Raw genomic sequence first — 25,097 nt, 5'->3', positions numbered from 1 at the left:
GTGGTTATCGGTTGTGGATACCCAGCCAGCGCCTCCGATCCACGACTATCGGCCGCCGGCTCTGCAACAGCGCGTAGGCTTCGTCAAGCGTCTTGCCGCGCTTCGTTTTCAGGAACCACGCGACGACCAGCGGCGCGCGCTCGCATCCTTCCTCGCAATGCACCAGCACCTGATGCCCGAGTTCGAGCTCGTCGTCGATAAGCTCCGCCGTCTTGTCGAGCGTCACGACGCCCTCGGCAAGGAACGGCATGTGGATGGCCTGCGTTGGCTCGTCTTCCGGCACGTCCGGCAGCACGCTGATTATAGTCCCGCCAAACTTTTGCGCATCCTGCAAATCGCCGACGAACAACCCCGGAATTATTTCGCTCTCCTGCCAGCTCGCCATCAGACTGTGCAGCTTGACGGGCGAACGGACATTACGTCAACCTCGCGCCATGAACCTCCCACGACTGCATATTGGAGGACGATGGTTCGTCGACGAGCACGGGCGCCACATCATTTTGCGCGGCGTCAACCTGGGCGGCGATTGCAAGGTGCCCTACCCTGACGGCGGAACCAATTTCCCTTCCGACTTTTCCAACCATCGCGAGGTCTCGTTCATCGGCCGTCCGTTTCCGATCGCGGAGGCCGACGAGCACTTCTCGCGCCTGCGCGCGTGGGGCTTCAACTGCATCCGCCTGCTGACTACCTGGGAGGCGGTCGAGCATCGCGGCCCGAATAACTACGACGTCGAATACCTCGACTACTTCGCCGAGTTGTGCCGACTTGCCGGTGACTATGGCTTCTATGTATTCGTCGATTTTCACCAGGACGTCTGGAGTCGCATGTCCGGCGGCGACGGCGCACCCTGCTGGCTATTCGAAAAAGTTGGAATTGACTATAGGCGGATCGCCGAGTCAGGCTCCGCTCATGTGATGCAACATCTATATGACTATTCGCGCGGCGGACGTCAGGAAGATCGCTACCCGACCATGAGCTGGTCGGCGAATTCGCGACGTCCCACTAATGGCATCATGTGGACCCTGTTCTTCGCCGGTCGCGACTTCGCTCCCGGCCTCACTATCGACGGCGACAACGCTCAAGACTACATGCTCGAGCACTACCTCGGATCGATGGGCGAAATCGCTCGCCGCATCCGCGACCTGCCCAACGTCATGGGCTTCGACTCGCTCAACGAACCCACTCCCGGGTGGATCGGGCAGTCGCTCACCTATCGTCATCTCGGCCCGAGCGAAACCAATCCAAATCGTGCGATGCCCGGCCTTGCGTGGTCACCGATCGACGGCCTGCTGGTCTCTCACGGAGTCACACGCTCGGTACCGGTCCTCAGCTTCGATACCAAGGCGGTCGTGCACAAACGGGATCGCACGATCAATCCCGAGCGCATCTCGATCTGGCTCGATGATCGAAGCGATCCATTCGAGCAGGCAGGTGCGTGGAAGCTCAATAAAGACGGCACCTTCGACGTTTTGCGCGACGATTTTTTCCAGCACGTCGGTGACCGCAAGGTAAACTTCATCGAAGACTACATGGGACCGTTTTTCGCGCAGGTCGCCAGGAGCATGCGCGAGATTAATCCAGATTGGATCCTGTTTGCTGAACTCGATCCGCACTCGGGCTTCTTCGGACCGGGATTTCCCGCCGACACTCCGCCCAACACCGTCAACGCCGGTCATTGGTACGACGTGGTCACGCTCTCGACCAAGACTTTCAATCCGAATTTCAGTCTGGGCGCGATGACCGGCGAAATTGCTGAAGTTGCCGACGAATTGCAGGCGCGCTACGAACGTCAGCTCGGCAAAATCGCGAGAATGTCGGAGACGGTGAACGGCGGCGCGCCCACCTTAATCGGCGAATGCGGAATCCCGTTCGATTTAAACGGCGCCGAAGCATATCGCGCCTTCAGGGCCGGCGATCGCAGCGATACACCATGGACTCCGCACATCATCGCGCTCGATCTGATGTATAACGCACTGGATACTCTGTTAATCAATAGTACACAATGGAACTATACTGCATCCAATCGCAACGATCTGGCTATTGGCGACGGATGGAACCAGGAGGATCTGAGTATCTTCTCGCGCGACCAACAGACTAATCCCGCCGACATCAATAGTGGTGGCCGCGCGCTCGCCGGCTTCGTCAGGCCCTACGCGATGGCGACGGATGGAACTCCGCGCAAGATGAAATTCGATCGCGTCACGGGATTGTTCGACTACACTTTCGAGGCCGATCCAGCCGCGGCCGGCGCGACCGAAATATTCGTTCCGCACCTTCAGTATCCACGCGGATGCGAGATCGAAGTGATCGGCGGCGTCGCCGAACTGGACCTCGACAACCAGCGCGCCACCATCAAAGTCGAGCAGCCCGGCGAAGTCCGCATCGTAATCTGTCGCAAGCCCTGAACCGGAGGTCTTTTCGCGATGATCAGGGGAAGCTGCCTGTGTGGTGGCGTGGCCTTCGAGGCCAGCGATCCGATCGAGCTACGCAATTGTCATTGCTCGCGGTGCCGCAAAGCGCGCGGTGCGGCATTCGCCGCCAACATGTTCGTGCCGGTCGGATCTTTCCGATGGACTCGCGGAGAAGATCTCGTGACTACCTATCGGATGCCGAACACCCAACGATTTGGAAATTCGTTCTGCCGTATCTGCGGCAGCCCGATGCCGCGAAGGGTTCCGACTCGCGAAGTCGTGTTGATTCCGGCGGGCGCGCTCGACGACGATCCAAAGATTCGCACGAGCGGTCACATCTACGTCGGCTCGAAGGCTCCGTGGCACGAGATTACCGACGCCCTGCCGCAACATCCCGAAGGCCCACCGCCAGTCTGACGAGAGTTGAAAGCTCTCGAAAGGGGCATAAATGCTCAAGCATGTTCTAACTCTGGTGGTGCTTTGTTTGTTGCCGGGGAATGCTTGGGCAAAGTGTGCTCGCGGCACCATCGTGATTTACGGTCTGATTTCAGGTCCTGCTGCCGGGTCTACTGTCTCTGTGCAAGTACTCCCGGATCCAAATTGGAACTCAGAACCTGCAGCGGTCGTCGATACCGACGGCAAATTCGACGTGACCCGATACTTCGATCCCTACGATGGACCCGGGTTGGTGGTACCGGATAGGTGCACCCGCAAGCCCAAAACCATCACGGTCCAACTCCATAGAAATGGGCAGTTGCTCGATCAAAAGGTTCTCGAAATCAATCGAGACTTCGTGAGCGAGCGCAACGTTGATTTCAGGCTACGATCGCCGATCATCCTGCATTCTTACTGACCGTTAACTGTACTTCCGTTCTTGCCACCACGGAAAGTATGACGGCATGTCCTTCGAAACCTTGTCTGGAAATTTCGCGGGACGCTTTTCCAGAAACGACGCCACGCCTTCTTTGACGTCCGCCGACGATCCGCGCGCGAAGATTCCGCGGCTGTCGATCTTGTGCGCTTCCATCGGATGGTCCGCGCCCGCCATCTTCCAGAGCATCTGGCGAATCAGCGCAACCGATACTTGCGACGTGTTGTCGGCGATCTCGCGCGCAAGCGCTCGCGCCGCCGGAATAAGTTGATCTGGTTTGTAGATCTTCTTGATCAACCCGCCTTCGAGTGCTTCCTCGGCGGGGAAGACGCGCCCCGTGAACGTCCACTCCAGCGCCTGCGAGATGCCGACGATCTTCGGCAGGAACCAACTCGAGCACGCCTCAGGCACGATTCCGCGACGCGCAAAAACGAATCCGAAGCGCGCGTTCTCCGACGCCAGCCGAATGTCCATCGCGAGTTGCATCGTCACGCCGACGCCGACCGCCGGTCCGTTGACCGCCGCGATCACAGGTTTCAGACTTTCGAAGATTCGCAGCGTCAGGCGTCCGCCGCCATCGCGAACTCCTTCGTTGCTCCAATCAACGCTGCCGTCAGATTTGATCGCCGAACGGCGCTCCGGCCGATCCTCGCGCGTCGAATCGAACGTCCTGGGACCCGCCGACAAGTCCGCACCCGCGCAGAACGCGCGCCCCGCGCCCGTCACGATGACGGCGCGCACGTTGTCGTCCGCGTCGGCCTTATCGAACGCGTCGATCATCTCGTTCATCATGATGCCGGTGAACGCGTTGAGCTTCTCCGGCCGGTTCAGCGTGATCGTCGCGATATTATCGGCGACCTCGTAAATAATCTGTTCGTACGCCATCGACTGGCCTCCCGCCTACTTCACGAAAAGCATCAGCGCTTCGTAAACCACCGCCGGCTTCTGCTGTCCCACGACCTGGATCTCCGTCTCGCGCGTGAGCATCGTGCCCATCGGCCGCGGATCGACCGCGATCAGCCGCGAGCGCGCATGCACGCTCGCGCCGGCCGGCACTGGAGACACGAAGCGCAGTTTGTTCGCGCCGTAGTTCACGACGTTGCGAAATCCGGTGATCGCGTATTCATCGGTACTTTTGAACGCAGGCAGCAAGCTCAGCGTCAAAAATCCGTGCGCCACCGGCCCGCCGAACGGACTTTCTTTTTTGCAACGCTCGATATCGATATGAATCCACTGATGGTCGCCGGTCACGTCGGCAAACTGATTAATTTTTTCCTGCGTCACGTGAATCGGTTCGCTCCACGGCCCGAACTCCTTGCTGATCTTCTTATTGAGCGCCGATATATCGTCAAACTTGATCGTCTCCATCGTCGTTCCTCTCCCTGTTTTTCGATTGCGATGCGAATCCTGAAGCTTCCACGGTTCTAGCCGACTCGGGTTTCGAAATGCAACTGAAAGCAGAGACGCGCCGAATGCCGCCATAGTCAGTGGGGCGGCCCGCCGTGCCCGCCATTCCGCATTTATTTTTTGGACTAAAAAGCCGGTTGGTGACTAGGAACTAGTGACGCGGAATTTCGATTGGTCCGGGACAGAGCGCGACCTCGGGAGGGCGACGAGTTATGTTGAGCGAAAAGCCCGGCGCATATATCGGAGCATCGCCGGCTTGCAAATTCGCCATCTGCTGGAAGTCGGGATAGTCGATACGCGGCGACGCGTTGGGCGTGCATCGGCGACGACTAACATCGTTGCTTTCCCCGAGATCATTCTCAAACAGAAAATGCTGATTCTCGTCCGGTGAGAGCCACGACGCGGGTGAAATCCACGACGCGCGCGTTGCATCCGTATAGCCGCAATTAATTGATCCTGCGCACTCTGAACCCCATGCACGGTCAAATGCGTATCCAAGCGCGACGAAAAGCACAATGGTCATCCAAAATCCCAGCGATAAAAATATCTTGCCCATGATCGGCTTCCTCTGCAGGATTAAATTGAGCATTTTCTGTGCCCAAAAAATCCCAACAGAGTTAGCAACGACCCGTTCGCGGGACCTGTATAATTTACAGCGCGGCGAAAACTGCGAAGGTAAGTCTGACCTGCTTACTGATTAGCCACCTCGAGCTCGATCCTGTCCGCGTACTTCTTGATCGCTGCCTCGCGCAGCCGCGGAATATGCTGAGTCGGGAACAAACCGTCGGTTGCTTTGTAATCGCGCAACACCTGGCGCGCGAGCGTTATCTTGTGGACCTCAGTCGGCCCGTCGGCGAGTCCCATATGAAAGCTCTGGATCACCTGCTCGACGAACGGCATCTCGCCGGTGGCGCCAAGCGATCCGTGCAAGTGTAGCGCGCGCGCCGCCACGTCGTGGAATACTTTCGGCATGAGCGCCTTCACCGCCGCGATATCCTTGCGCACCTTCAGATAGTCCTTGTAGCGATCGATCTTCCACGCGGTGCGCAATACCAGCAGCCTGAATTGCTCGATCTCCATCCAGGAGTCCGCGATCTTTTCCTGCACCATCTGCTTGTCCGCGAGCCGCGATCCCTGCGTTGTGCGCGACAACACCCGCTCGCACATCATGTCGAACGCCTTGCGCACCTGCCCGATCGTGCGCATCGCATGATGAATCCTGCCCCCGCCGAGCCGCGTTTGCGCCACCACGAACGCGCTGCCGCGAGGCCCGAGCATATGGTCCTTCGGCACGTGCACGTCTTCATATCTGATGTAGGCGTGACTGCCGCCGCGCTCATGCGTCCCGACCCCGAGGTTCTTCAAGATGTTCACGCCCGGAGTATCCTTCGGCACGATAAACATCGACATGCGGTTGTATTCCTTCGCGTCGGGATCAGTCACCACCATCACGATAAGAAACGACGCGAGATGCGCATTCGACGAAAACCATTTCTCGCCGTTGATCACCCAGCTGTCGCCCTTCAGCTCCGCATGCGTCTTGAAAACCTTCGGATCGGCGCCGCCCTGCGGCTCGGTCATCGAGAACGCCGACACGATTTCGTTGTCGAGCAGCGGCTGCAGATATTTTTTCTTCTGCTCGGGCGTCCCGTAATGCGCGAGAATTTCCGCGTTGCCCGAATCGGGCGCCTGGCATCCGAACACGATTGGCGCATAGGTCGCGCGTCCCAAAATCTCGTTCATGAGTCCGAGCTTGACCTGTCCGTAGCCCTGCCCACCGAGCTCCGGCCCCAGATGGCACGCCCACAGCTTGCGCTTTTTCACTTCGGCCTGAAGCGGCCGCACCAACGCGTTGCGTTTCGGATCGCGCACGTCATAAGGATGGCAATCGAGCACGAACTCGAGCGGCTCGACCTCCTCGCGCACGAATTTTTCGATCCAGTCGAGCTCCTTCTGGAACTCCGGCTCAGTTTCAAAATCCCAACTCATGATATTTCGTCCTCCGTGTAGAGTGTTGTCCCGCCGATTCGCGCGGCTGGAACTCACAACCGGATTCTCGCCAATGCGGGAAGTTTTTACCAGAGCGCTGTTCCCATGGTGGCACAGGCTTTAGCCTGTGATTTTCTGGATCATGCAAATCCAGGCTGAAGACCACAGGCTAAAGCCTGTGCCACTGTCTTTCAGATTATGACTCCGCCCTGCCTGCATTTGATCGTCCTCTGGAATCGTTCGACGCGCCTCAGCAAGATACCTTTATAAGTTCCATGAAACTCTCGATCATCGACCAATGCCCCGTTCCTGCCGGCTTCACCACTGCCGACGCTTTCCGCAATACCATCGAGCTTGCGCGACTCGCTGACCGCCTCGGCTACGAGCGCTACTGGATCGCCGAGCATCATGCGACCGGCGCCTTCGCCAGCCCCGCGCCCGAAGTTCTCATCGCGCGCGTCGGCGCCGAGACCTCGCACATCCGCGTGGGCTCGGGTGGCGTGATGCTTCCGCATTACAGTCCGATGAAAGTCGCTGAGAGCTTCCGGGTGCTGCACGCGCTGTATCCCGGGCGCATCGATCTCGGCATCGGGCGCGCGCCCGGCGGCAGCCCGCTCGATTCATTCGCACTGCGCCGCGATCGCAACTCGCAGCAGACCGAGGACGACTTCCCCAAACAACTGCTCGAGCTGATCGCGTTCCTCCACGGCGGCTTCCGACCCGATCACGCCTTCAGCCGCATCGAGCTTTCGCCCGCGATGCCCGGGGCGCCCGACGTCTGGCTGCTCGGCTCGAGCATGTGGAGCGCGGCCGCCGCGGCGCAGCTTGGATTGCCGTACGCGTTCGCGCACTTCATCGATCCTACTCACACCCGCGCCGCGATCGAGTACTACCGCACTCACTTCAAGCCCTCGAACGAGCTCTCCGCACCCGTTGCGATTCTGGGAATCAGCGCGATATCCGCGCCGACTGACGCCGAAGCTCAACGGATGGCGTCGAGCGTGCGCCTCTTCGTGCGTCATGCACGCCAGGGAATGCGCGGTCCGATCCCAACGCCCGAGCAGGCGCTCGCCGAGCTGGGCCCGGGGCCGTTACCCGCCGACGTGATGATGCGCGAAACGGGAGAATGGCCGCGCGCGATCATCGGCACGCCCGACCACGTCCGCGACACGCTGGTCGACATCGCAAGCGTCTTGCACCTGGAGGAAGTGATGCTCGTGACCGTCGTGCACGATCATCAAGCCCGCCTGCGCTCGCACGAGCTCCTCGCCAAAACCTTCAACCTAACCCCGCGTTAAGGCGCAGCAGCTGAGCCCTGCTCCTGGCCGGGATTCAGCGGCAGGACCTTGCCGACCGCGATGCGGGCTTCCTCGTCGGCGAGCGGCAGAGTTGCGCGCATCGCTAGTGCCGATACGAGCCCCATCGCGATGAACATAATCCAGGCGCCGGTGTAACTGCCGGTCACATCGAAAATCCGCCCCGCTATCGCCGGCCCCGCTGCAAATCCGAACGTTGTGAACAGCGCCAACAGTCCCAGGATCGATCCAAGTCGCCGGACGCCGAGAGATTCATTGATCACCAGCGGCAGCAGATGCGTTTCGCGCACAAATCCGAACACTACTATGCACGCTGCGACTGCCGCGAAGTGCGGGGCGCCGAGCAATGCGGCGATACCGGCCGCAGCCGCGACGAACACCGCCGTAAGCATCACGCGCCCGCCGCGGCTATCCGCCATGGAACCAATTACAAAACTTCCGATTGCGCTGAAGATGAACATCGCAGCAAACAGCCCCGCTGCGACCGTCGGCGCATATCCGATGCCGGTGAGATAGGGAACCAGATGGACCTGGACGCCGAGGCTGGCGGTGGCGAACAAGACTTCGGCGATCGCGATGAGCCAGAACGATCGAGACCGCAGCGCTTCGCTCAATTCGAGGCCCGGCACCGTCATCGCGCTGACCGTGGCCATTTCCGAATCGTCTGCATGCGCGTCCGGTCGCGTTTTCACGAATGCGGCCAGCAGCGGAATCACTATCAACGCGATCGGCACGCCCATCGCGAAGTATCCCGCCCGAAATCCGTAGTGCAGCACCACGTAGTTCGCGAAAATTGTGACCCCGGTGCCGCCCAGCGGAATTCCCGCGAAAGCTACCCCCAGCGCGAGCCCGCGGTTCTCCTGGAACCAGTTGGTGATCACCAGCGCCGTCGGAATAATCGTCGAAGCGGTGACTCCGACCCCGAGGATGAACAGGATTATCAGGAATTCAGCCGCCGAATTCGCGCGGCTGAGCGCCATGTAACCGAGTGCCACCGTCGATGCGCCCGCGATCATCATCTGGCGCGCACCGATCCGATCCATCAGCCATCCAACCGCGGGACTACTGAGGCCTGCCGCCAGCGGAGCGATACCGGCCAACAGCGAGAAAAATCCGCGGCTCCATCCGAAATGCTTGATCACCGGAATAAAGAACACGCTGCCCGCGTTGATCGGTCCCCAGATCAGGAACAAGGTCGCGAACAGTGCGCCGACTACTACCCAGCCTCGTTCATCCTGCTTGTCCATGAATGGTGCGCTCCTGAAGTTTCACGATTCGCAGATTCTCCAATCGCTCGATGGAGCAATTCTTGCGCTCGATCCATATTTCGTGAAATTAGGTATCTGTGCACATCTGTCGTGCAAAATCTCACAGCCGCTCGTCGGGCACGGAGGATCTTCGGGATGGATCAATGGGACGACATCCGCTTCTTCCTCGCTATCGTCCGAGAAAGAAGCCTCTCAGGCGCCGCGAGGGTATTAGGCGTTGATCACGCGACAGTTGGGCGCCGCCTGACTGCGTTCGAGCGGCGCCTTAGCGCAAAACTCTTCAACCGGACGCCCGAAGGATTCGCGATCACCTCCGCCGGCCAGGCCATCCTGAACCAGGCGGAAGGGATGGAAACCGCCGCGCTCGCGGTCGAGCGGCTGGCGACCGGTCATGACACGCGATCGAGCGGACTGGTGCGATTGACGACGCTCGAGATGCTCGCGCACCAGGTCATCGTGCCGGCGCTGGCGACCCTCCTTCAGAAACATTCGCAACTCCAGGTCGACTTGCTGATTGGCCTGACCACGCTCGACATCGCACGACGCCAAGCCGATATCGCTGTGCGTACCGCGCGCCCTACCGACTCCAACTTGATCTGCCGCAAGCTCGGAGAATTTGGAGTCGCAGCTTACGCATCCCATCGCTACCTGGCGGCCCACGGCAGACCCAAACGCGGCGCGGGTTTGCGAGGTCATTCTCTTATCAAGTACCCGGTCACCCCGCCGTCTCTTGGGGTGCCTTTTCAGGGCGAATCGCTCGAGGACGCCCGCATCGCGATGCATACGACGGGGACCGCCTTCGTGCAGATCAGGGCGGTCGAACATGGAATCGGGATCGGCGAGTTGCCGTGCTGCCTCGCCGACGAGAATCCTGAACTGGAGCGCGTATGGCCGCATGAGCGGCCGACGATGCGTCAGGTGTGGATGGTCATCCATCAGGATTTGCGACGCGCCGCCAGGATTCGGCTGGTCTCAAACGCAATCGTTGAAGCCTTCGAACGCAATGCGGCAGTTCTGCGCTACGGCCGTCCGCGCAAACGCCGGTATTCTTGACGTACGCGCGCGACCTTTCTAAAGAAGAGACAACGCTGGGGGCGGAGGATTCCTATGGCGATCGACGGAAACAAACTACAGGAACTGATCAATAAAATGTTCGGCGACGTCGGCGCCGCAATGGGCTCGGCGCTGGTGATGCTCGGCGACAAGTTTGGATTTTATAAAACGCTCGCCGCCGACGGACCGATGACGTCCGCGGAGCTCGCGTCGAAAACCGGCACCGTCGAGCGCTACGTCCGCGAATGGGCCGCCGCTCAAGCCGCCGCCGGTTACATCAACTACGACGCCGACTCAGGCCGCTTTTCGATTTCGCCCGAGCAGGCGCTCGTGCTGGCCGATGAAAACGGGCCGGCATTTTTCCCCGCGATGTACGAAATTGTCGCCGCGACGCTCCGCGACGAACCCAAAGTTGCCAATGCGTTCCGCAACGGCGGCGGCGTCGGATGGCATGAGCATGACGCCTGCCTCTTCAGCGGCACCGAGCGCTTCTTCCGCCCCAGCTACGCGATGCATCTGGTTTCCGAATGGATTCCCGCGCTCGATGGCGTCAAGCAGAAACTCGAGCGCGGCGCTCGCGTCGCAGATGTCGGATGCGGCCACGGCGCGTCGGTAGTCCTGATGGCGAAAGCGTTCCCGAAATCGAAATTCTTCGGCTTCGACTATCATCAGCCGTCGATCGACCGCGCCCGCGAAATTGCGCGCGATGCGGGAGTCGCCGATCGCGTAACCTTCGAGCGCGCCACGGCCAAGGAATTTCCGGGCACCTTCGACCTCGCCGCCTTCTTCGACTGTCTGCATGACATGGGCGATCCGGTCGGCGTGGCCGCGCACGTTAAATCCTCGCTGGCCGCAGATGGAACCTGGATGGTGGTCGAGCCGTTCGGCAACGACCGCCTCGAGGATAACCTCAATCCGGTCGGCCGCGTATTCTACGCCGCATCGACAATGATCTGCGTCCCGGGCTCACTCTCGCAGGAAGTGGGCCTGGGTCTCGGTACACAGGCGGGAGAAAAGCGACTGACCGAGGTGCTGAAAGCCGGCGGCTTCACCCGAGTCCGCCGCGCAACGGCAACCCCTTTCAACCTGATCCTCGAAGCGCGCCCGTGACGTAGCGCGGGAATCTCAGTACGCTACGAAGCCGCCGTTCTCGATCAGCTTCACCGGCACGCCCTCGACTTCTTTCGGCGCGGCGGCTTGCGCCTGCGGCGTCATCTTCGTCACGTAAACTTCGATCGCGGGCTTTCCCGGTTGATCGCTCATCCCGATGGCGGTCCCGACGGCGCCCGGAATTTTCATGAGATCGTCCTCATGCCGGTCGCGCACCGCGGCAGCCGAATCGGCTACCTCCTTCGACATGCCCATGTTCCCGGCCAGCACATCTGATTGAGCCGTCTCCGAGGTCGCTGTCGGCGTGCAACTTCCCACCATCGAAACGCCCAGCCCGCTCAGCACATCAGATATCGGATTGGCTATCGTCTGCTCTTCATTCCCCGAGCCGGCGAACAGTAGTGCGACCGCCTGCGGGCAAGCGTCCTGAGTTACGATGAGCGATCCGGAGTCGCCTGGTCCGCCAAAGTTATTCGGGGGAGCCGGGCTGTTAATCAGAATCTGATCGACAAACTTCGCTACCTTTCCGCCGCCGTAACTTATCTTGAAGCGGCCACTAATCGATGAAATCGTTCCGGTCGTGAGGCATGTCGTTCGCCCCATCTTCTGCACCGCAAGGCCGACGCTTGGCGCAGTCACCGAGCTTGCGATTCCCCCGATGTTCAAGATTTCGGAGCTCACGTCACCCGGATCAACCGCCGCAATAGCCGCATCGATTGTGTTCTTCCCCGAGAATTTAATGTTGACGGTGCGGGTGAAGGTCGCAACCGCGTCACCAGGCATCTGCTGGCAATTGATTGCGTTTTCCGGCAGGCCCGGCTGAACGATCAGATCACCGGGCGTCGCCTTGTTAATGTCCGCGAGTACATGATTGTTGCTCAGGATGTACTGATTGTCGCTCGAATCCTGCACCATCGATCCCAGCGTTCCGCCGAAGCAGAATTCCTGGTGATGCATCTTTTCGAACGCATTGATATTTCCGCCTGAGACGCCAAGCGGGATCGGTCGGGGCAACGTCGTTTGTTGATCGCACGTAACTGCGCCCGCCGGCATCGACGCCGCGCCGATCGCCAACACACCAAGCGCGAGGGTAGCCGCCATTGCTGAATACTTCGTAGCAATCTCCCATCTTGAAAATAAACTTCGGGGAAATTACACCACGTTCCGATGCGGCTGCACCAGACTGCAATTTTTTCAATTACGAAGATGCGGTGATCCGCGCTCGGAACGCGCGTCACACCGCGAGTCTCGCCACCCGTTAGCGCGCGATCTAGTAGGCGACGAATTCGCCGCTCTCGATCAGCTTGACCGGCGTGCCTTCGACTTCTTTGGGCGCGGCAGCCTGCGCCTGAGGCGTCAGCTTATCGACGTAGAGCACAATCGTCGTTTGACCGGGATGATCGCCGGCGCCGATCCCCGTGCCGACTGCTCCCGGAATACTCATAAGCGAGTCCTCGTGGCGGTCGCGAACCGCAGCGGCTACGGCGACGGCCTCCTTCGACACCGGCGCACCCCCAGCCACTAGTTCTGCATTCGCTGAGTCGGATGAGAGCGACGCGGTACAAGTGCCCACCATCGAAACGTTCAGCGCGCTCAGCACCGTGGAAATTGGATTGGCGATGGTCAATCCGCTAGCTGATCCCGCAAACAGCAGGGCCACCGGCTGCGGGCAATCGTCATCGGTTACGATCAATGAGCCGGAGTCGCCGGCTGCGCTAAATTGAGGTGTTTCAAGGCTTCCACTCACAACAATCTGGTCGACAAACTTAGCCGGTTTCGGACGCTTCGTATCGGAGTAGTTTACCCTCAAATGGGCATCCAGCTGCGCGACCGCCCCGAACGTCAGACAAGTCGTACGACCCATTTTCTGTACAGCCATCCCGATTGTGGCCGTCGCCGGCGAGCTTGAGATTCCCCCGATGAATGCGATCTCGGGGCTTACGTCTCCCGGATTCACCGCTGCAATGGCGGCGTCGACGTAGTTCCTGCTCCCGTTGAACTTGAGTCTTACCATGCCGCTGAAAGTTGCGACGGCATTGCTCGGCGCCTTCAAACATTCCACGTCCACCAGGCCTGGCTGAACGATGAGATCGCCGGGTTTAGCCGTATTTTGATCCGCGAGCACATGATTATTGCTCAGGATGTACTGAGTATCGGTTGCGTCCTCGACCAACGACCCCAGCGTCCCACTGTAACAACCGCTAAGCTTTCCGCTGTTGGCCCTGAGAAGCGAGTTGATATTCCCGCCCGAAACGCCCAGCTCAATCGGGCGCGTCTGCGCCGTTTGCTGAGGCGAGTAACTGCACTGGGAAGGCTGCTGTGCGAGCGCATTTTGTGGCATCGACGCAACACCGATCGCAAGCATGCAAGCAACCAGCGCTGTCCCCTTCGTCTTATAATTCATAGATTCTCCCCATTATTCCCCATCTTTCCCCGCTCTGAAGTCGAGAGGCGGACATGTTCACGCCGTAACAGCAAGATTTGCACCAGAGACCTGAGTCCAGCTGGCAAAAGCTCACCATTAGTATGCTAACTGCTCGTTAACAGGCGTCGAGCAACGCCCCAGCGCCCCGATGACCCGCTATGATGCTCAAGCGTGTCGCAGGGAGCAATGGCCATCCCGGTACAAAATGAATCTCTTCCCCTCTCCCAGAATGGGAGAGGATCTAAGGTGAGGATCCTTATAAAGCGCGCGATTCTCTCGCACGCAATTCAAGATTCTGCTCTTCTGCGAAAGAGTGCTAGCCAGGTTATGTGACCGACTAAATCGCTGGATGCTTGTCCTTCCACGGTCGCGCGCGCTCGAACTCAGCGGCCAGCGCGATTACGCCCGCTTCATCGCCGGGACGTCCGACAATTTGCAGCGCGAGCGGCAATCCTGCCTTGCTGAATCCGTTGGGAATCGAGATCGCCGGCTGACCGGTCGAGTTGAACGGAAACGTGAACGCGATCCAGGCGTAAATTTCGTCAGCGCCCGTCGCCGGATTCGACGCCAACGTGCCGATCCGCACCGCCGGTCGCGTGAGCGTCGGCGCGATCAGCGCGTCGTAGGGCATCAGCCTATGGATGATATCGCGCGACGTGTTGTGCATCCCGGTGACCGCGCGGATATAATCCGCGGCGGAAATTTTCGCGCCCCATTCGTAACTCCCGCGCACTACCGGATCGAGCAACTCCGGATTCGGAATATTCAGCGCCGACACCGACGCGCCTACGATCACCCGCGCAAATTTTCCCAGCATCGCGGCCGGATCGATCGTGATCGGCTCGACGCTATGCCCCATCTCGCGCAGCACTCCGCATGCGGACTCGAGCGCCGCGAGCGTTTCGGCGTCCACGGTGCCGAGCTCGCTCTTGTTGAGAAGCGCGAGCCGTAGTTTTTTCGGATGCGCCGACACCTCCTCGACGAACGGACGCGTATGCGGGCGCGCCGCGTACGGATCGCCCGGCATCATCCCCGCCATCGTATCCAGCATCAGCGCAGCGTCGCGCACCGTGCGCGCGATCGGACCCGTGGTCGAAAGCCCGCCCCATGATTCGCCCTCCGACGGCGCCCGCGTGATCCGTCCGCGCGACGGCTTGATTCCCACCAGCCCGCAGCACGCCGCCGGTATCCGCACCGACCCTCCCCCATCGCTGCCTTGCGCGACAGGATGCAATCCGGCGGCGACGGCAGACGCCGACCCACCGCTCGATCCGCCCGCAGTATGTTCGAGGTTCCACGGATTTCGTGCCGGCGGACAAAGTCCGCCCTCGGTCGTCGGCCGCAATCCAAATTCCGGCGTCGAAGTTTTCCCCAGCAGGATTCCGCCCGCATTCGCGAGCCGTACCGCAAGTTCCGCATCTGCGGGCGCGTGCCAGTTTTCATAATTCTTGGATCCAAAGGTGGTGCGAATGTCCTTCGTCCACAGCAAATCCTTGAGCGAATACGCGACCCCAAACAGCGGCAGCTTGACCGCGTCCGCAGTGTTCATCTTCTCGAGCCGCGCCGCATCCGCCAGCGCGCGCTCGGCAGTAACCGTAATGAACGCGCCCAACTTCGGATTCAGCTCCTCGACGCGCTTCAGAAAAAACTCCGCCACCTCGCGCGGCTTCACTTCCTTCTTCAGTACCAGCTCACGCAGATCCCAAGCTTCGATAAATGGATCGAGCATCGTCATGTATCCTCACTAATCAATCGGCGGATGTTTGTCCTTCCATGGACGCGCCTTTTCGAATTGCGCCGCGAGCCCGATGATCGTCACCTCGTCCGCCTGGCGACCGACAATCTGCATCGCGAGCGGCAGCCCTGATTTGCTGAATCCATTCGGCACCGAGAACGCCGGCTGCCCCGTCGCGTTGAACGGGAACGTGAACGGAATCCATTCGGGCAGCTCGTCCAGGTATTTGCTCGGATGCGACGGCAACGTCCCGAGCTTCACCGCGGGACGACTCGTAACCGGCGAGATAACGGCGTCGTACGGCGCGAGCTCCTGCACGATCTCGCGCGAGACGTTATGCATCTGCGTGACGTTCGTAATGTACTCGACGGCCGTGATTTTCTGCCCGGCCTCCCACAGCGCCCGCACCACCGGATCGACCAGGCTGATATCCTTGACCGGCGTCGACGCCACCCCCGCGCAAATCAGCGACATCACGATATCGCGCATGCGCCCGCCGGGGTCGGTGCTGATTGGCTCGACGCGATGGCCCATCTCCTCGAACAACTTCGCCGCGGAATCGAGCGCGTCGAGCGTCTCCGAATCGACCTTCGCCAGCGAGGTTTTCGAGATCATTCCAATTCGCAGATGACGCGGCGCAATTTCGACTGCGGCCTTGAACGACGTGACCGGTTCCGGCGCCCAATACGGATCGCCGACCACCGGCCCGTGCATCACGTCGAGCATCGTCGCAACGTCGCGCACCGATCGCGCCATCGGGCCGAACGTCGCGAATCCCGCCCACGCCTCGCCCGCCACCGGCGACAGCGAGATACGCCCGCGCGACGGTTTGATTCCGACCACGCCGCAGCATGCCGACGGGATGCGAATCGATCCTCCGCCGTCGCTGCCCTGCGCGAGCGGACCGAGTCCCGCCGCGAGCGCACTGCCTGCGCCGCCGCTCGACCCGCCCGCCGTGTGCTCGAGGTTCCATGGATTCCGCGCCGGCGGACAAAGGCCGCCCTCAGTCGTCGGACGCCCGCCAAACTCGGGCGTGGTGGTCTTGCCGAGCAGGATCCCGCCCGCATTGCACATCCTGAAGACGATCTCCTCGTCCGCAGGCGGCATGAAGTTCTCGTAATTCTTCGACCCCATCGAAGTGGGGATGTCTTTGGTCCAGTTGAGGTCCTTGATCGAATACGGCACCCCGAACATCGGCGCGCGATGCCGCTCCGCATCGCTCATTTTCTCAATCCGCTCAGCGTCAGCGAGCGCACGCTCCGGCGTAATAGTCATGAACGCCCCGAGCTTCGGATTAAGCTTCTGCACGCGCGCAATAAAAAACTCAGCAACCTCGCGCGGCTTGATTTCCTTCTTAAGGATCAAGTCGCGCACTTCATGAGCCTCGATGTAGGGATTGAGCATCACATTCACCTCCGTCAGACGATGCGTCGATTCAAAAACCCTAGTAGCGCAAAACGAACCCGCCCGCCAACAGCGGTTGAACTTGAACGGATCGTTAGGGACTCGCGCCTTCATTTTTTTGTGTCATCCTGACAGAGCGAGCAACGCGGCAGTACTTGGCTTCTGGCCTCCGGACAGCTTCGCGCCAGCGAAGCCGGTTCCGGTTTCTGAAATCGCGCAGCGGTCCACCACCGTCTTCGCTCCGCCTTACACAATGATAAGACTTATCCAACGGAGACCCTGCGATTGTTCGGAACCCTGATTCTCTGGACCCACGCTGCCGCCGGCGCAATCTGGGTGGGCGCGTGCGCATGCTTCGTGATCGCGGGACTCGCGCTTTCAGCGGGCAGCGTCGATCAGCGCAATTTCGCGACCAACGCTGCGCCCAAAATCGACCTGCTCGGCCTTGTCGCCGCGATCGTCCTTCTGATCACAGGATTCATCAACCTGATGACCGCAGGAGTCGCCCGACACTTCGTGTTCTCGACTGCCTTCATGACCGTGCTCGCGATCAAGATCGCATTGTTCATCATTATGATCATGGTGATGACGTGGTCGATGAGAATCGGCGCCGTAATCAGAGCGGTCGTGGCGCGCGAACGTACCGACGCCGTACCGGGCGCGATGACTCGGATGGTGCGCGCGCACATCGCAATTGTGGCGATGGGCGGTATCGCGCTGATCCTCGGAACCTGGTTGATGGGATCATGAGGTGATGCGCGATTTCGGCACAGGCAAGCGAATCGGACCGCTGCTCGCGGCGATATTGCTCCTAGCGAATGCGCTGGTGTCCAACGTCATGTCGGGCGATTCACCGCCGCCGAACCAGGCACCGATGCAAATTCCGATGCAGCCCGCTCCCGTAATGCCCACGCCTGCCGAGAAAAATGAGTTGCAAATCCCGCAACAGCCGCCGCCCGCGTCGAGCGCGCTGACTCTCCCTGCGCAATCGATGCTCGATGCGGCCCGCTCGCGCGGTGCGACCGACTACCTGCATTCACATCGCCTGCCCTTCGTCACCGCCAAGGTTTTCCAGGACGCGTCAGGAGCGCCGGCATCTCTCACACTATCGGGACAGGTCGCGTCCGAGTTCGGCCGCGAGGACGCCGAGCGCAAGGCGCTCAAGTTTCTCGGCACGCAGAACCTCGCGCTCGACAATCAGATTCAGGTCGAACCCAACCTCGCGACCCGCGAGATTCCGCCCGGCAACCAGAACTCCGTGCTCAAGCTGCCGAGTGTGTTCAACGGATGCTGGGAGCTGGTGAACGATCAGCAGAACGGTCCCGTCCGGCTGCAGCCCGGCGCGCCCGAGGGATGCCTCTACACGCACGACTCGGGACGCTTCTGCTACCAACGCGGCGCGGACGGAAAATATGTCCCGAGCTTTTCGTCGCTGCGCCTGACGCCGGGCCTCTATGGAACCCAAACCGAACAATGGTCGCGCCTCGAATTGGTTTCGACCGACGGCGTTGCTTCGATGCGAATGCGGTTCCTGCTCCATCATAAGGAACAAGGCGCCAGCTTTTTTGGTCTCCTGTTCTCGCATCCTACGGCGATCGACGAGACTCACGAATTTTCCTGCCGCGTCGAGGGCGACACGATGCATTGCGAAGACCGCGAATTCGGCCGCATCGCCGGCCAGCGATGGTGTGACGCATCACACCTCGACGAATTCAAGCGCGTAGCCAACATGGCGCAGCGCTAGCATTCCATGGCCCCCACATCACCCAGGCGAGCCATCGCGCCCCCCTCTGTCACCCCGAACCCAAAAGCGCGACGCCCCACCCTGTCACCCGACAACCTAAGAGCGCGACGCGTCTATTCTGTCACCCTGACGACGGGAGCGTAGCGACGGGAGGAAGACAGCTTCGCGTCAGCGAAGCCGGTTCCGGTTTCAGAAATCGCGCAGCGCTCCACCGCAATCGCGGGACTTGCACTTTCAAGCGCATCGCGTTGATCCTCAAAACGTGACTGATCGGACTCACAGCACGCGCGATGGCTGAGACACCTCCAAAAATCAAGATCGGCGCCTTCACCGTCGCGTTCCTTGCCGACGGGCTATGGCGCAATGACGGCGGATGCATGTTCGGCGTCGTGCCGCGCGAACTATGGAAGGGCAACCATCCGCCTGACGAGCGCAACCGTATCCGCCTCAACCTGACGTGCCCGCTTATAATGAAGGGCAGCGACGCAGTCCTGGTCGACACCGGAATCGGCAATCGGCTGACCGACGTCGAGCGTCAAATCTTTGATCACGGCGACGGATGGCTCCCGCAACATCTGCGCGCGCTCGGGATGGAAGCGGGCGACATCACGCATCTGATCGTCTCGCACCTGCATTTCGATCATTGCGGCGGGATCGTGCGGCGGCGCGATTCCGGCGCGTTCGAGGCCGCGTTTCCGCGTGCGCGAATCTTCCTGCAACGCGGCGAGCTCGAAATCGCCGACAATCCGCGCAACGAACGGCTTCGCGCGGCTTATCGTCACACTGATGAGATCCTCGCACCGGTGCGCTCGATGCTCGAAGCAATCGACGGCGACACCGACGTCGTCGCTGGGGTGCGCGCCGTCGTCACCGGCGGCCACACGCGTGATCATCAGGCTGCCATCGTCAGCGACGGCGGCGAATGCTTCATGCATCTGGCCGATATCGTGCCGACGCGATCGCATATCCGCGGCCCGTGGAACCAGGCGTACGATCTCGACGCGCTCCGCACGATGGAACAGAAGGCGCACTACCTCGGCCTCGCCGTCGAGAAGCGATGGTGGCTGTCGTTCGCGCACGACGACACCGTCTTCGCCGCGACGGTGCGAAACGATCGCGGACGTATCGTGCTCGGCGACACGGTGCCGGTGTCCGAACGGTTATTTGAGTGATGCTGATTTCAGTCGGCAGCAAGTCTATTAACATTCAATGCGTCGCTGTGCGTTCGTATGCACCTACCTTGCTTGTTGCAAATCACCGGCTCCGATATACTCGCTGTCAGATGGGCTCCAGAACTAGTACGGCCCGACCAGTAAACGCTCCCCCCAGGCAGTATTCCTGTCCAACATTCTATAACCCGAACCCGAAGGAGATAGCCGATGGCGGATCTCAATAACTTCGAGCGAGTGATCAAAGAAGACCGCGCTGCACGCGAGTCGAAGCAGTGGCGTGGCACTCTGCTCGAATATCTCGAGGTCGTGAAAGCCGACCCGATCATGACCAAGCTCGCGCACGCGCGGATTTACGACCTGATTATTTCGTCGGGTCTGCATCCGCTGTCGGACACCGACGATCCGCGCACCAAGCGGCTATATAAGGATGAGCCGCTGAAGGTTTTCGATTTCTTCGCGGAAGAATTCTTCGGCATCGAGCGCACCATCGCGCAGATCGTCCGCTATTTCCATTCCGCCTCGCTCAAGGGCGAAGAGAGCCGCCAGGTCCTCTACCTGATGGGCCCGGTGGGTTCGGGCAAGAGTTCGCTGGTCGAGCGCATCCAGCGCGGCCTCGAGCAGGTCGGGCTCATCTACGCGATCGAAGGATGCCCGATGAACGAGGAGCCGCTGCATCTCGTCCCGCGCCATCTGCGCCGCGAGTTCGAGAAGATGCTCGGGGTCCATATCGAGGGCGACCTCTGCCCCGTGTGCCGCTACCGGCTCAAGTCCGAGTTCAATAATCGCTACGAGGAATTTCCGGTGGCCGCGCGCAGCTTCTCCAAGCGCAATCGCGTCGGCGTCGGCGTGGTGCCCCCGGTTGATCCGAACAACCAGGACACTTCGGTGCTGATTGGATCGGAAGATATCTCGAAGCTCGACCAATACTCCGAGGGCGACCCGCGCGTGCTCGAACTGAACGGCGCGCTCAACGTCGGCAACCGCGGAATCGTTGAGTTCATCGAAGTTTTCAAGAACGAGACCGAGTACCTGCACGCGATGATCACAGCGACGCAGGAAAAAGTGATCCCGGCGCCCGGCCGTCACGGCATGGTCTACGTCGATACCTGCATCGTCGCGCATTCGAACGAAGCCGAGTGGCAGAAGTTCAAGGCCGATCACACCAACGAAGCGATCCTCGATCGTATCGTCGTGGTGAAAGTGCCGTACAACCTGCGCCTGTCGGAAGAGGTCAAGATTTACCAGAAGATCATCAAGAACTCGGATTTCCGAGCGCATGTCGCGCCGCACACGCTCGAGCTCGCCTCGATGTACGCGATCCTGTCGCGCCTCGAGCCGACGTCGAAGTGCGATCTGATGACCAAGCTGCGGCTCTACAACGGCGAAGAAGTCGTCGAGAAAGGACGCACCAAGAAGATCGACGTGCAGGAGCTGAAGGAAGACACCAAGCGCGAGGGCATGTCGGGGATTTCGACCCGCTTCATCATGAAAGCGCTCGACAACGCGCTGTCGGACAACGTCACCGGCAATTGCATCAATCCGATCAACGTGCGCGAGGCGCTCATCTCGATGACCAAGGAGGGCGACCTGCCCGACGACACGCGCAAGCAGTACCTCGAGTTCCTGCAGGACACGCTGCACAAGGAATATCTCGACCTGCTCGAAAAAGAGATCACGCGCGCGTTCGTCTACTCGTACCAGGAGCAGGCGGAGTCGCTGTTCCAGAACTACCTCGATCACGCGGAAGCGTACGTCAACAAGACTCGCGTGCGCGATCGCAACACCAACGAGGAACTGTCGCCGGACGAGGGCTTCCTGAAATCGATCGAGGAGCAAATCGCGATCATCGGCTCTGCGGCCGACGGTTTCCGCCAGGAAGTGATCGCGTACCTGTGGGCAACCTCGCGGCGCGGCGAAAAGATCAGCTACAAGAGTTACGAGCCGCTGAAAGAAGCGATCGAGAAAAAGCTGATGACGAGTGTGCGCGACATTTCACGCATCATCACCAAGGCCCGCACCCGCGACGAGGAGCAGGGAGAAAAGTACAGCTCGATGGTAAAAAATCTCCTCGAAAACGGCTACTGCGAATCATGCGTGGATGTCGTGCTGAAGTATGCAGCGAACAATCTGTGGAAGGACTGATTTCTTGTGTCATCCTTGTGTCATTCAGAGCGGAGTCCGGGAAGCGAAAAATCTCGGTCTTTGTGTCATTCAGAGCGAAGCGAAGAATCCCGGCTCCTGAAGCAGTATGCGAAAAACGTCGAGCAACAAGCGCTACTTCGTTTATATAATGAGCAGTCCGTCTCGTACTTTGTACACCGGCGTAACCAACGACCTCGAGCGACGCGTTAATGAGCACAAAAGCGGAATGTTCGACAGCTTCACCAAGCGTTACGGAGTCAATCGTCTGGTCTATTTCCAGGAAACGAACGACGTCAACGAGGCGATAGCAGCCGAAAATCGGATCAAGGGTATGTCGCGATCAAAAAAGATCGCGCTGATCGAGGAAGAGAATCCGAGGTGGCAGGACTTGAGTGCTGAGTCGGAAGCGGTCGCTGAGTCAAGCGAAAAGACCGGGATTCTTCGCCGCAGCGGCTCTGAATGACACAAGGACAAAGACTCGGAAATGCAAATCACCCCAAGACAGCTCACCGCCTTGTGTCATTCAGAGCGGAGTCCGCGAAGCGAAGAATCCCGCTCCTTGTGTCATTCAGAGCGTAGTCTTCGAAGCAAAGAATCCCGGTGTTTGTGTCATTCAGAGCGAAGCGAAGAATCCCGCTCCTCGTGTCATTCAGAGCGGAGTCCGCGGAGCGAAGAATCCCGCTCCTTGTGTCATTCAGAGCGGAGTCTGCGGAGCGAAGAATCCCGGCTAGGGAATCTGCGCGCGGCGAAAACAATTTTTGACGGACCGAAGCTACCGATGGTAGTGCCCTCATCTCAAAACCACCACTTATGGTATAAACGTGCCTTGGTGCTCCATTGGTGCTCCAGTTGAAGATAGCCGAACTGAACAAAACCTCTCGGGTGTCCCAATGAGCGGCGATACTATCTTTCGCGAGTACCGGGTCTCTGACGCCGAGCGTTCTGATCGCTCGGCGGGCGACCGCCTGCGGCATCGGCAGAAGGTTCGCGAATCGATTCGCGAGAATATCGCCGACATCATCGCCGAAGAATCGATCATCGGCAAAAATAAGGACCGCGTAATTAAGGTTCCGCTGCGCGGAATCAAGGAATACCGGTTCGTGTTCGGCGACAACTCACCCGGCGCGTCGCAGGGCGACGGCGACTCGCGCCCCGGGCAAGTCGTCGGCAAGACCGGCAAAGACGGCCCCGGCAAGGGCGACGAGCACGCCGGCGACCGCCCCGGCGTCGACTACTACGAGACCGACGTCACCCTCGAGGAATTAATCGAGATCATGTTCGAGGATCTCGAACTGCCCAACCTCGAGCGGCGTGCGCTACGCGAAATCCAATCCGAGTACTCCTCGCGGCGCAAAGGGTACCGCAAGGTCGGCATCCGCATCAGGCTCGACAAACGGCGCACAGCCAAGCAGCGCGTGATGCGCATGCTCGCGTCCGAGAAGCGCAGCGATGCCGTCGCGCGCGCATTGGAAGAATCGCAAGCAGACCGCGAGATTGGCGCCGATGCCGACGTCGAAGGTGCGCTCGATGAGATCGCGCTCGAGGAAGGCGCGCTGGACGGAGCGCCGCTCGACCAGGAGGACCTCGCGCCTTCGCCCGCGACGGCCGCCTTTCAGCGCGTTCGCCACCGGTACCCGTTCCATCAGAACGATCTGCGCTACAAGCACGTCGAGGTTGACACCAAGGAAGAGTCGAACGCCGCGGTCATCTGCATCATGGACACGTCGGGCTCGATGGACACGATGAAAAAGTACCTCGCGCGCAGTTTTTTCTTCCTGCTCTACCAGTTCATCTCGACCCGCTACCGCAACGTCGAAATCGTTTTCATCGCGCACCATACGGAGGCCAGCGAGGTCACCGAGGAAGAATTTTTTCACAAGGGCGAATCGGGCGGCACGTTCATTTCGTCCGGCTACGCCAAGGCGCTCGAGATAATCGCCGAGCGCTACCATCCGTCGTTGTGGAACCTGTACGCGTTTCATTGCTCCGACGGCGACAACTTCGATTCCGACAATCCCGCCGCGCTCAAGGACGCCGAAGAGCTTGCCGAGATTTGCAACCTGTTCGGTTACGGCGAGATCAAGCCGCTCGGCTCGCGCTACTACGAATCCTCGATGCTCAACGTGTTCCGCCGAATCCAGGCGCCGAATTTTCACACCGTGCTGATCGAACGCAAGGAAGACATTTGGCCGTCGTTCAAAGCGTTCCTGGCCAAGGACAGGGTGAAGGAAGCATGAGCGCCACTCCGCTCGCGGGCACGTCGCCAGGCGTCAAGCCTTGGGATCTGCGCGACCTCGTCGAATGGGACCTGAAGATTCGCGCCAAGGCCGACGAGTTCGGGCTCGACTGTTATCCGCAGGAGTTCGAGCTTTGCGATCACAACGGGATGCTCGGCTACATGGCGTACTCCGGCATGCCGTCGCACTATCCGCATTGGTCGTATGGCAAGTCGTACGAAAAGCTCAAGACGCTTTACGATCACGGCGTCAGCGGCCTGCCGTACGAGATGGTGATCAACTCGAATCCCGCGATCGCGTACCTGATGCGCGACAATTCGCTGCTGCTGCACATCCTGACCATCGCGCACGTCTACGGGCACAACGATTTCTTCAAAAACAATTTCACGTTCAAGTCGGCGACGCGCGCCGAGCTGACGATTGAGAGTTTCAAGGCCGCGGCGATGCGCGTGCGGCGCTACGTCGAGGATCCGTCGATCGGAGTCGAGAAGGTCGAGCGCATTCTCGACGCGGCGCACGCGCTGTCATGGCAGTGCCGGCGCAATTTTGCGATCAAGAAGCTCTCGCCGTTCGAGCAGATGGCTCGCGCCGAAGACACTGCGCAGGGATCGCCCGATCCGTTTCAGAAAATCCACGCGCGCAAAATCGTCGAGGTTCCCGACTTCCACAAGGTCCCGCTCGAGCCCGACGAAGACATCCTGCTCTTCATCCGCGATCACAACCCGTTCCTCGCCGACTTCGAAAAAGATCTGCTCACCATCGTCGATCAGGAAGCAAAGTACTTCATCTCGATGATGGAGACGAAGATCATGA

At 60.0% G+C, this 25,097-nt stretch carries 23 protein-coding genes; 13 read left to right on the top strand and 10 right to left on the bottom strand.

Annotation, left to right across the window (positions count from 1 at the left end; all coding sequences use genetic code 11):
- Positions 1 to 4 precede the first annotated feature (4 nt).
- The gene (locus tag WB650_RS12100; protein ID WP_422304075.1) at positions 5 to 385 is read right to left on the bottom strand and encodes a dual specificity protein phosphatase family protein; all 381 of its coding nucleotides are present in this window, start codon (positions 383 to 385) and stop codon (positions 5 to 7) included.
- Between the two features lie 49 nt (positions 386 to 434).
- Here WB650_RS12100 and WB650_RS12095 point away from each other — a divergent pair, with 49 nt between their 5' ends.
- Genes WB650_RS12095 through WB650_RS12085 form a run of 3 tightly spaced genes read left to right on the top strand, consistent with a single transcriptional unit; the run spans position 435 to position 3,264 of the window.
- On the top strand, positions 435 to 2,405 hold the full coding sequence (locus WB650_RS12095) for a cellulase family glycosylhydrolase (protein ID WP_422304076.1): 1,971 nt from the start codon (positions 435 to 437) through the stop codon (positions 2,403 to 2,405).
- An 18-nt stretch (positions 2,406 to 2,423) separates the two neighbouring features.
- Complete coding sequence (locus WB650_RS12090) at positions 2,424 to 2,828, top strand: GFA family protein (protein WP_422304077.1); 405 nt, start codon at positions 2,424 to 2,426, stop codon at positions 2,826 to 2,828.
- A 31-nt stretch (positions 2,829 to 2,859) separates the two neighbouring features.
- Positions 2,860 to 3,264, top strand: a complete 405-nt coding sequence (locus tag WB650_RS12085; RefSeq protein ID WP_422304078.1) for a hypothetical protein — start codon at positions 2,860 to 2,862, stop codon at positions 3,262 to 3,264.
- 3 nt (positions 3,265 to 3,267) lie between these two features.
- Here WB650_RS12085 and WB650_RS12080 read toward each other — a convergent pair whose 3' ends face one another.
- From WB650_RS12080 to WB650_RS12065, 4 genes are all read right to left on the bottom strand, one after another.
- The gene (locus WB650_RS12080; protein ID WP_422304079.1) at positions 3,268 to 4,167 is read right to left on the bottom strand and encodes a crotonase/enoyl-CoA hydratase family protein; all 900 of its coding nucleotides are present in this window, start codon (positions 4,165 to 4,167) and stop codon (positions 3,268 to 3,270) included.
- A gap of 15 nt (positions 4,168 to 4,182) precedes the next feature.
- Positions 4,183 to 4,650 (bottom strand): MaoC family dehydratase, encoded by a 468-nt coding sequence (locus WB650_RS12075; protein WP_423960625.1) that lies wholly within the window; start codon positions 4,648 to 4,650, stop codon positions 4,183 to 4,185.
- 190 nt (positions 4,651 to 4,840) lie between these two features.
- Positions 4,841 to 5,245 (bottom strand): hypothetical protein, encoded by a 405-nt coding sequence (locus tag WB650_RS12070; RefSeq protein ID WP_422303098.1) that lies wholly within the window; start codon positions 5,243 to 5,245, stop codon positions 4,841 to 4,843.
- 134 nt (positions 5,246 to 5,379) lie between these two features.
- Complete coding sequence (locus WB650_RS12065) at positions 5,380 to 6,678, bottom strand: acyl-CoA dehydrogenase family protein (RefSeq protein WP_422303099.1); 1,299 nt, start codon at positions 6,676 to 6,678, stop codon at positions 5,380 to 5,382.
- 275 nt (positions 6,679 to 6,953) lie between these two features.
- Here WB650_RS12065 and WB650_RS12060 point away from each other — a divergent pair, with 275 nt between their 5' ends.
- Positions 6,954 to 7,976 carry an LLM class flavin-dependent oxidoreductase gene (locus WB650_RS12060; RefSeq protein ID WP_422303100.1) on the top strand — a complete coding sequence of 341 codons (1,023 nt, stop codon included), beginning with the start codon at positions 6,954 to 6,956 and terminating at the stop codon, positions 7,974 to 7,976.
- Here the strand turns inward: WB650_RS12060 and WB650_RS12055 are convergent.
- Positions 7,973 to 9,241, bottom strand: coding sequence for an MFS transporter (locus WB650_RS12055; RefSeq protein WP_422303101.1), 1,269 nt, complete (start codon positions 9,239 to 9,241; stop codon positions 7,973 to 7,975). The two genes, WB650_RS12060 and WB650_RS12055, sit on opposite strands and share 4 nt — an antisense overlap.
- Before the next feature lie 156 nt (positions 9,242 to 9,397).
- Between WB650_RS12055 and WB650_RS12050 the strand changes: the two genes are divergently transcribed.
- Both WB650_RS12050 and WB650_RS12045 read left to right on the top strand, forming a co-directional pair.
- On the top strand, positions 9,398 to 10,315 hold the full coding sequence (locus WB650_RS12050; RefSeq protein ID WP_422303102.1) for a LysR family transcriptional regulator: 918 nt from the start codon (positions 9,398 to 9,400) through the stop codon (positions 10,313 to 10,315).
- Positions 10,316 to 10,369: 54 nt separating this feature from the next.
- Positions 10,370 to 11,425 carry a class I SAM-dependent methyltransferase gene (locus WB650_RS12045; protein WP_422303103.1) on the top strand — a complete coding sequence of 352 codons (1,056 nt, stop codon included), beginning with the start codon at positions 10,370 to 10,372 and terminating at the stop codon, positions 11,423 to 11,425.
- A 15-nt stretch (positions 11,426 to 11,440) separates the two neighbouring features.
- On the opposite strand, the gene WB650_RS12040 is transcribed toward WB650_RS12045, so the two are convergent.
- From WB650_RS12040 to WB650_RS12025, 4 genes are all read right to left on the bottom strand, one after another.
- On the bottom strand, positions 11,441 to 12,526 hold the full coding sequence (locus WB650_RS12040; RefSeq protein ID WP_422303104.1) for a hypothetical protein: 1,086 nt from the start codon (positions 12,524 to 12,526) through the stop codon (positions 11,441 to 11,443).
- A 169-nt stretch (positions 12,527 to 12,695) separates the two neighbouring features.
- Positions 12,696 to 13,829 (bottom strand): hypothetical protein, encoded by a 1,134-nt coding sequence (locus WB650_RS12035; RefSeq protein ID WP_422303105.1) that lies wholly within the window; start codon positions 13,827 to 13,829, stop codon positions 12,696 to 12,698.
- Positions 13,830 to 14,187: 358 nt separating this feature from the next.
- The gene (locus WB650_RS12030; RefSeq protein ID WP_422303106.1) at positions 14,188 to 15,579 is read right to left on the bottom strand and encodes an amidase; all 1,392 of its coding nucleotides are present in this window, start codon (positions 15,577 to 15,579) and stop codon (positions 14,188 to 14,190) included.
- A 15-nt stretch (positions 15,580 to 15,594) separates the two neighbouring features.
- Positions 15,595 to 16,989, bottom strand: a complete 1,395-nt coding sequence (locus WB650_RS12025) for an amidase (RefSeq protein WP_422303107.1) — start codon at positions 16,987 to 16,989, stop codon at positions 15,595 to 15,597.
- Positions 16,990 to 17,274: 285 nt separating this feature from the next.
- Between WB650_RS12025 and WB650_RS12020 the strand changes: the two genes are divergently transcribed.
- The 7 genes from WB650_RS12020 to WB650_RS11990 all read left to right on the top strand — a co-directional run.
- Positions 17,275 to 17,739: a hypothetical protein gene (locus WB650_RS12020; protein ID WP_422303108.1), complete on the top strand. Its 465-nt coding sequence runs from the start codon at positions 17,275 to 17,277 to the stop codon at positions 17,737 to 17,739.
- A 4-nt stretch (positions 17,740 to 17,743) separates the two neighbouring features.
- Positions 17,744 to 18,733: a hypothetical protein gene (locus tag WB650_RS12015; protein WP_423960620.1), complete on the top strand. Its 990-nt coding sequence runs from the start codon at positions 17,744 to 17,746 to the stop codon at positions 18,731 to 18,733.
- A gap of 290 nt (positions 18,734 to 19,023) precedes the next feature.
- Positions 19,024 to 19,905, top strand: a complete 882-nt coding sequence (locus WB650_RS12010; RefSeq protein WP_422303110.1) for an MBL fold metallo-hydrolase — start codon at positions 19,024 to 19,026, stop codon at positions 19,903 to 19,905.
- A 207-nt stretch (positions 19,906 to 20,112) separates the two neighbouring features.
- Positions 20,113 to 22,047: a serine protein kinase gene (locus tag WB650_RS12005; protein ID WP_422303111.1), complete on the top strand. Its 1,935-nt coding sequence runs from the start codon at positions 20,113 to 20,115 to the stop codon at positions 22,045 to 22,047.
- Between the two features lie 106 nt (positions 22,048 to 22,153).
- A complete protein-coding gene (locus WB650_RS12000) occupies positions 22,154 to 22,510 on the top strand; it encodes a GIY-YIG nuclease family protein (protein ID WP_422303112.1) in 357 nt (118 codons plus the stop codon).
- Positions 22,511 to 22,937: 427 nt separating this feature from the next.
- Entirely contained in the window at positions 22,938 to 24,284 is a 1,347-nt protein-coding gene (locus WB650_RS11995; protein WP_422303113.1) for a YeaH/YhbH family protein, read from the top strand.
- A partial coding sequence (locus WB650_RS11990; protein WP_423960618.1) for a SpoVR family protein occupies positions 24,281 to 25,097 on the top strand: 817 nt, incomplete at its 3' end. The genes WB650_RS11995 and WB650_RS11990, both read left to right, overlap by 4 nt.

It is taken from the genome of Binatus sp. (SeqCode), from assembly GCF_049584895.1.
Taxonomy (GTDB): Bacteria; Desulfobacterota; Binatia; order Binatales; family Binataceae; genus Binatus.
This window is presented reverse-complemented; position numbering and strand designations above follow the sequence as displayed.